We start from the raw sequence: 7,242 nt of genomic DNA on the forward strand, positions 1-7,242 counted from the left end.
GTGACATTTGATGGATGAATATGAAAACCACCCGACACAAAAGCCGGAAGCCTTGTTGCAGCGCATCATTCTCGCCTCCTCCAACCCAGGCGATGTTGTCCTTGACCCATTTGCGGGTAGCTTTACCACCGGAGCAGTCGCTATCGCGACCGGGCGAAAATTTATTGGTATTGAGATCAACAATGAGTACATCAAGATGGGATTACGGCGACTGAATATCTCGTCACACTACTCCGTGAAAGATCTGGCGAAAGTGAAAAAAAGAAAAACCGGCAATCTGTCTAAACAATGCAGAACCAGCGAAGTTGACCCCGCTCTCATTGCAAAGTAAAGGAAGTGTAAGCCTGGTTTTCAGATTATTCATTTCGTGTATATTTCCTGCCAGACTTGGTTAAACATGCACAGGCTCAGGTAATGGTTCGCAAGTATTGGTGGCTCGTTGTTTTCGCAGTCTCCGTTTTTCTGTTCGATATATTGCTAATACAGTGGATTGAACTGCTGACAACAGAAGCAGATAAATGTCGGAACATGAATTCGGTAAATCCGTTGAAACTGGTTAACTGTGATGAACTGGATTTTCAAAATAGAATATGAACTTATACAACATCCAATTCATTTATCGGATGAATTAATTTCGCCATGTTTTCCTCTGGCATAAGAATTCTTAATACATTATCTACAAGCACGGGCGCTTGTTTGTACAGATCAAAACTCGCGGTATTCATTAACCAGTTTTTGACAATACCACTGAAAGCGCCATCAATAACAATCGTGACAACGTCTAAATCCAGGTGATTTGCCATATACCCCTGCTTTTGACAGGCTTGCAATACTTCACGCAAAATTCGTAGATTAAACCCCATCTTCTCGCGTATTACTGCCTCAGCCAATATCTCATCATTAAATTCACATTTATGATACAGGATTTGCAACAATGCCTGTTGTCGTGGTATCTCAGCAATATACTGTAAACCAACAATGATTTTTTCACGTAAATACTGGAGCGGATTGCTATCCAGTCCTTCTATCAGCCGCTCCTGAATCAGTTCCCGCAAAGAGGGCTGTTGTAGCCACATTTCATTAAGTAGTTGAGTTTTGTTTTCAAAGTGCCAATAGATAGCACCACGAGTGACGTTAGCCGCATCGGCGATATCATTCAACGTCGTCTTGCTTACACCATGCTGCGCAAACTGGACGATGGCCGTTTCAATCAGCTCTTGTCTGGTCTTCAGGGCTTCAGCCTTCGTTCTTTTTGCCATTTTTAGTTATTCAGAAAATAAATATATTGGATATAGAGGAAGAAAATCACGAAGAGTAATGTATCACCTAATCATTATTTATACGAGAAACTAAAGAAAGTCTCAGGCACAACATTAAAATAGGCATCAATTATCATTAAATATATATACATTCATAAGATGAATGTATATTTCACTATACATCAAACTGCATCGATACCTTTCAATACTCATCAAAATAAAACATTAAGATATTAAGCTTTTTTTGTGTTTATGTGCCTTGAGATACCCATATCCATAACTATTCCTTACATCGCCAGGAGATAATTTGTAGGATAGCCAACTGTATTTTCTTTCTGCGAGTTAACGCGTTGCCTTTTTCTGGCAAATAACACGCTTTTGGTTTTTTGAGGAATAGTAATGACGAAACATGCCAGGTTTTTCCTCCTGCCCTCCTTTATCATCATCTCCGCAGCATTAATTGCGGGTTGTAACGATAAGGGAGAAGAGAAAGCTCACGTCGGTGAACCGCAGGTTACCGTTCATATTGTGAAAACGGCCCCGTTAGAGGTTACAACCGAATTGCCAGGCCGCACCAACGCCTTCCGTATTGCAGAGGTTCGCCCGCAAGTTAGTGGGATTGTGCTAACAAGGAATTTCACCGAAGGCAGCGATGTGCAAGCAGGTCAGTCGCTGTACCAGATCGATCCAGCCACCTATCAAGCGAGTTATGACAGCGCGAAAGGTGAACTAGCGAAAAGCGAGGCCGCTGCCGCCATCGCTCATTTGACGGTAAAACGTTACGTTCCGCTCGTGGGTACAAAATACATCAGCCAACAGGAGTACGATCAGGCAATTGCAGACGCTCGTCAGGCCGATGCCGCCGTAATTGCCGCCAAAGCCACTGTTGAAAGTGCCCGGATTAATCTGGCTTATACCAAAGTAACTGCCCCGATTAGCGGCCGCATTGGCAAGTCTAATGTCACCGAAGGGGCGCTGGTCACCAATGGTCAAACGACCGAACTGGCCACTATTCAACAACTCGATCCAATCTACGTTGACGTTACCCAATCCAGCAACGATTTCATGCGACTGAAACAGTCCGTAGAACAAGGAAGCCTGCATAAAGATAACGCCACCAGCAACGTGGAGCTGGTTATGGAAAATGGCCAGAGTTATCCCCTGAAAGGCACGCTGCAATTCTCTGATGTTACCGTTGATGAAAGCACCGGTTCCATTACTCTGCGGGCTGTTTTTCCTAACCCTCAGCACATGCTATTGCCTGGCATGTTTGTACGCGCGCGAATTGACGAAGGTGTGCAACCTGATGCCATTTTAATCCCGCAACAAGGCGTTAGTCGCACACCGCGAGGTGATGCCACAGTCCTGATTGTTAACGAGAAAAGTCAAGTTGAAGCGCGTCCAGTCGTCGCCAGTCAGGCTATTGGCGACAAATGGTTAATTAGCGATGGACTGAAAACGGGCGATCAAGTCATTGTCAGCGGCTTACAAAAAGCGCGTCCGGGTGAACAGGTTAAAACCACAACCGATACCCCCGCAGATATTGCATCGAAGTAAGGTAATCTGAAATGGCAAACTTTTTCATTCGACGCCCAATCTTTGCATGGGTGCTGGCTATCATCTTGATGATGGCCGGCGCGCTGGCGATTTTACAATTGCCGGTCGCACAGTATCCCACCATTGCGCCGCCTGCGGTGTCGATATCGGCCAATTATCCTGGTGCCGATGCACAAACCGTGCAGGATACGGTGACGCAGGTTATCGAACAGAATATGAACGGTATCGATAACCTGATGTATATGTCTTCTACCAGCGATTCAGCGGGAAGTGTGACAATCACCCTCACCTTCCAGTCCGGGACCGATCCAGATATTGCCCAGGTTCAAGTGCAAAACAAACTCCAGCTCGCTACGCCGCTGCTGCCGCAAGAAGTTCAACAGCAAGGGATCAGCGTTGAAAAGTCCAGCAGCAGCTATTTAATGGTGGCTGGTTTCGTTTCTGATAACCCAAATACCACGCAGGACGATATCTCTGACTATGTCGCTTCTAACGTCAAAGATACCATTAGCCGTCTGAACGGCGTTGGTGATGTGCAACTGTTCGGTGCCCAGTATGCTATGCGTATCTGGCTGGACGCCGATCTGCTGAACAAATATAAGCTCACATCAGTTGATATTATTAATCAGTTGAAGGTACAGAACGACCAGATCGCCGCCGGTCAATTAGGCGGGACGCCTGCATTACCCGGCCAGCAGTTAAACGCCTCGATTATTGCCCAAACACGGTTAAAAGATCCTGAAGAATTTGGCAAAGTCACTCTGCGCGTAAATAGCGATGGTTCCGTTGTACGCCTGAAAGATGTTGCACGGATTGAACTTGGCGGTGAGAACTATAACGTTATCGCCCGCATCAACGGTAAACCCGCAGCCGGTCTCGGTATTAAACTGGCAACAGGTGCTAATGCGCTTGATACCGCCAAAGCCATCAAGGCCAAATTAGCGGAATTACAGCCATTCTTCCCACAGAGAATGAAGGTTCTCTACCCTTATGACACCACACCATTCGTGCAGCTTTCTATTCACGAAGTAGTCAAAACTCTGTTCGAAGCAATTTTACTGGTGTTCCTGGTAATGTATCTGTTCTTGCAGAATATGCGGGCAACGCTGATCCCTACCATCGCGGTACCCGTTGTGTTACTGGGTACGTTTGCCATACTCGCCGCTTTTGGTTATTCCATTAATACACTAACGATGTTCGGGATGGTGCTCGCTATCGGACTACTCGTCGATGATGCGATAGTGGTGGTGGAAAACGTCGAACGCGTGATGATGGAGGATAAACTCCCTCCCAGAGAAGCGACAGAAAAATCAATGTCACAAATCCAGGGAGCGCTGGTGGGTATCGCGATGGTGCTGTCGGCGGTATTTATCCCTATGGCCTTCTTCGGCGGTTCTACCGGAGCAATCTACCGACAGTTCTCTATTACCATTGTTTCGGCGATGGCGCTTTCTGTTCTGGTGACATTGATTTTGACCCCGGCACTCTGCGCAACCTTACTTAAGCCTGTTTCTGCCGAACATCACGAGAAAAAGAGCGGTTTCTTCGGCTGGTTTAATAACATCTTTGAACATAGCGTCAATCACTACACCAATAGCGTTAGCCGAATCCTCGGCGCAACGGGGCGTTATTTGCTGATTTATGTGTTGATCGTTGCGGGAATGGTGGTGCTATTTTTACGCCTGCCCTCTTCTTTCCTGCCGGAAGAAGATCAGGGCGTCTTCCTGACAATGATCCAACTGCCTGCGGGTGCGACACAAGAGCGCACGCAAAAAGTGCTGGATCAAGTAACGGATTATTATCTGCACAATGAAAAAGCCAACGTTAAAAGTGTCTTTACTGTTAACGGTTTTAGTTTTAGCGGTCAGGCGCAAAACGCTGGTATGGCCTTCGTTAGTCTGAAACCCTGGGAAGAGCGCAGTGGTAAAAAAATAGCGCAGAAGCAGTAATTGCCCGCGCAAAGATGGAACTGGGTAAGATTCGCGATGGCTTTGTCATCCCATTTAACATGCCAGCGATTATCGAACTCGGCACTGCAACAGGTTTTGACTTTGAGCTGATCGATCAGGCTGGTCTTGGGCACGATGCCCTGACTCAGGCTCGCAACCAACTCCTTGGCATGGCAGCGCAACACCCTGACAGCTTAGTCAGTGTGCGACCTAATGGTCTGGAAGATACCGCGCAGTTCAAACTCGAAGTTGACCAGGAAAAGGCGCAGGCATTAGGTGTATCACTCTCTGATATCAACGACACGATTTCCACTGCCTTAGGTGGAACCTACGTTAACGACTTTATTGACCGTGGACGCGTGAAGAAAGTATACGTTCAGGCCGATGCAAAATTCCGTATGTTGCCAGAAGACGTTGATAAACTTTATGTCCGCAGTAACAGCGGTGAAATGGTGCCATTCTCCACCTTTACTACTTCTCATTGGGTGTATGGTTCTCCGCGTCTGGAACGCTACAACGGCCTGCCTTCCATGGAAATTCAAGGGGAAGCCGCACCTGGCACCAGTTCCGGTGATGCAATGGCGCTGATGGAAAATCTTGCCTCACAATTACCTAACGGAATCGGCTATGACTGGACAGGTATGTCGTATCAGGAACGTTTGTCCGGAAACCAGGCTCCGGCTCTGGTTGCCATCTCCTTTGTGGTGGTTTTCCTGTGTCTGGCTGCACTTTATGAAAGCTGGTCAATTCCTTTCTCGGTTATGTTGGTGGTGCCATTGGGTATCGTTGGTGTACTGTTGGCAGCCACGCTTTTTAACCAGAAAAATGATGTTTACTTTATGGTGGGCTTGTTAACCACTATCGGCTTGTCAGCCAAAAACGCCATTTTGATTGTTGAGTTTGCTAAAGACTTGATGGAAAAAGAAGGCAAAGGCATCATCGAAGCGACACTGATGTCAGTACGAATGCGTCTGCGCCCTATACTGATGACGTCTCTCGCTTTTATTCTCGGTGTATTGCCCCTGGCTATCAGTAACGGGGCAGGAAGTGGCGCGCAGAACGCGGTGGGAATTGGCGTGATGGGGGGGATGATCTCCGCAACATTGCTGGCTATCTTCTTTGTACCTGTATTCTTTGTAGTTATTCGCCGTTGCTTCAAAGGGTAAATCAGAAACACAAAGGCGTCTCTGGACGCCTTTTTTAATCCTCCGAAAAGCGAGAATAATTAATAAGATAATCATTATTTCTTCTATAGTTACCTCCCCTTTATCTCTTATATCTTCATTATTTTTACAATTCACATAATTTGTCATTATTCACCCTGCAAGAGTTATAAGTACCAATGATAAAATAATCCTCCCTCCGTTAATAAGAGAGTTAGCTTATTAAGCGGCAGCATTCTTATTGAGGTAACACAATGAAAAAATTAATTTCTGTGGCATTGCTCACTGCACTGTTGGCGGGCTGCGCTCACGATTCATCCTGCGTTCCGGTTTATGACGATCAAGGTCGTCTGGTTCACACCAATACCTGTATGAAAGGCACCACTCAGGATAATTGGGAAACTGCAGGGGCAATTACTGGCGGGGCTGCAGCTGTCGCAGGCCTAACAATGGGAATCATCGCTCTGTCGAAATAACGGAACAGAGCGTGGCACTTCCACGCTCTGTTTAATAATACAGAACCTGTCCGTAAGACATATACATTGTTATATTTTTCAATTAAATCTCCCCACTGATACTCACACAAATAATCATTATTCTATTTAGCAAAATGTGAATAATATTTTTGCATCCCAATATGGCGCATGTTTCATTTTTGCGCTAGCGACAACAGGAAAGCGAAATACACATCGATTATTACCAACTAGCGACAGTCGGGTATGACAATATTATTGTATGAGGTATGAAATGGGATTCACACGAACCAGGTAATTTTTGTGGATTAAGAGAGATTTTGGAACACACTACGACAGATAAATTTTTGCACACCCTGCATCGGAGCATATTCAGCCATCTTTATCGCAAGGCTTCATCAGGTTATATATAGATCCAAAATGCAAAAAGGCCATCCTCTTGGATGGCCTTTCGCTTGATTTGATGTCTGGCGGTTCCCTACTCTCGCATGGGGAAGCCCCACACTACCATCGGCGCTACGGCGTTTCACTTCTGAGTTCGGCATGGGGTCAGGTGGGACCACCGCGCTATTGCCGCCAAACAAATTCTTTTCTAATCTGTCGAACTTTAATCGAGAAAGTGGTGCTGATACCCAGAGTCGAACTGGGGACCTCACCCTTACCAAGGGTGCGCTCTACCAACTGAGCCATATCAGCACGCTTAATTTGATGCCTGGCAGTTTATAAATCACTTCGTGATTCACCCTTTGGGCCGTTGCCTTGCAACGTTCAAAAGCTCTCGCTTTTGTCCTACTCTCTTATCGAGTAGCGAACTGCCTCAAAGGTCAGTGCCATTCTTCGT

General features: G+C 46.2%; 4 protein-coding genes, 1 tRNA gene, 1 rRNA gene and 2 pseudogenes. 5 read left to right on the forward strand and 3 right to left on the reverse strand.

The window, feature by feature from the left end:
• Window positions 1-4 precede the first annotated feature (4 nt).
• Window positions 5-331, forward strand: a pseudogene (locus tag EA14781_RS21075) (DNA methyltransferase); the annotation flags it as partial.
• Between the two features lie 83 nt (window positions 332-414).
• The gene (locus tag EA14781_RS21080; protein WP_010335068.1) at window positions 415-594 is read left to right on the forward strand and encodes a DUF2556 family protein; all 180 of its coding nucleotides are present in this window, start codon (window positions 415-417) and stop codon (window positions 592-594) included.
• A gap of 2 nt (window positions 595-596) precedes the next feature.
• On the opposite strand, the gene envR is transcribed toward EA14781_RS21080, so the two are convergent.
• Window positions 597-1,259 carry an acrEF/envCD operon transcriptional regulator gene (envR, locus tag EA14781_RS21085; protein WP_001129533.1) on the reverse strand — a complete coding sequence of 221 codons (663 nt, stop codon included), beginning with the start codon at window positions 1,257-1,259 and terminating at the stop codon, window positions 597-599.
• 399 nt (window positions 1,260-1,658) lie between these two features.
• On the opposite strand from envR, the gene acrE reads away from it, so the two are divergent.
• From acrE to EA14781_RS21100, 3 genes and pseudogenes are all read left to right on the forward strand, one after another.
• Window positions 1,659-2,816 (forward strand): multidrug efflux RND transporter periplasmic adaptor subunit AcrE, encoded by a 1,158-nt coding sequence (acrE, locus tag EA14781_RS21090; RefSeq protein WP_000160320.1) that lies wholly within the window; start codon window positions 1,659-1,661, stop codon window positions 2,814-2,816.
• Between the two features lie 11 nt (window positions 2,817-2,827).
• Window positions 2,828-5,931, forward strand: a pseudogene (gene acrF, locus EA14781_RS21095) (multidrug efflux RND transporter permease subunit AcrF).
• A gap of 251 nt (window positions 5,932-6,182) precedes the next feature.
• Window positions 6,183-6,404, forward strand: a complete 222-nt coding sequence (locus EA14781_RS21100) for a lipoprotein (RefSeq protein ID WP_000733858.1) — start codon at window positions 6,183-6,185, stop codon at window positions 6,402-6,404.
• Window positions 6,405-6,866: 462 nt separating this feature from the next.
• Here EA14781_RS21100 and rrf read toward each other — a convergent pair.
• Window positions 6,867-6,982, reverse strand: a 5S ribosomal RNA gene (rrf, locus tag EA14781_RS21105).
• A 39-nt stretch (window positions 6,983-7,021) separates the two neighbouring features.
• Window positions 7,022-7,097, reverse strand: a tRNA-Thr gene (locus EA14781_RS21110).
• Window positions 7,098-7,242: the final 145 nt, after the last annotated feature.

The organism is Escherichia albertii NBRC 107761 = DSM 17582, from assembly GCF_000759775.1.
Classification (GTDB): domain Bacteria; phylum Pseudomonadota; class Gammaproteobacteria; order Enterobacterales; family Enterobacteriaceae; genus Escherichia; species Escherichia albertii.

Excerpts from the sequence above, each read along its gene's own strand:
- EA14781_RS21080 (WP_010335068.1), top strand. The coding sequence starts at position 415 with ATGGTTCGCAAGTATTGGTGGCTCGTTGTTTTCGCAGTCTCCGTTTTT.
- envR (WP_001129533.1), bottom strand. The coding sequence starts at position 1,259 with ATGGCAAAAAGAACGAAGGCTGAAGCCCTGAAGACCAGACAAGAGCTG.
- acrE (WP_000160320.1), top strand. The coding sequence starts at position 1,659 with ATGACGAAACATGCCAGGTTTTTCCTCCTGCCCTCCTTTATCATCATC.
- EA14781_RS21100 (WP_000733858.1), top strand. The coding sequence starts at position 6,183 with ATGAAAAAATTAATTTCTGTGGCATTGCTCACTGCACTGTTGGCGGGC.